Below are 276 nucleotides of genomic sequence, written 5' to 3' on the forward strand. Positions count from 1 at the left end.
TGTGGCGCGACGACGCGCTGCGCCAGCAACTCGTCAATGGCACGCATTCGCCAGGCCACATCCGGTCTTTCGCCCCCCTGCGCAACATCGATGCCTGGTACGACGCGTTCGGCGTGAAGCCGGGTGACCCGCTGTACATCGCCCCACAGGATCGCGTGCGGATCTGGTGATCCGTTGACGGGAGCAGGGCGGGACGAAGGCGTCCCGCCCTGTCGCGGGTTGCACGACATGGCTATCGCACCGATGATGCAGCCCATCGTCGTCGTCCCATGCCGT

At 66.3% G+C, this 276-nt stretch carries 1 protein-coding gene; it reads left to right on the forward strand.

Translation table 11 applies throughout. From position 1 onward, the window contains the following. Nucleotides 1-17 precede the first annotated feature (17 nt). Nucleotides 18-170, forward strand: a complete 153-nt coding sequence (locus OH705_RS29595; RefSeq protein ID WP_416383600.1) for a M13-type metalloendopeptidase — start codon at nucleotides 18-20, stop codon at nucleotides 168-170. The last annotated feature ends 106 nt before the right edge of the window (nucleotides 171-276 follow it).

Origin of the sequence: Pseudomonas sp. BJa3 (genome assembly GCF_026343815.1) — a bacterium.
Lineage (GTDB): Bacteria > Pseudomonadota > Gammaproteobacteria > Pseudomonadales > Pseudomonadaceae > Aquipseudomonas > Aquipseudomonas soli.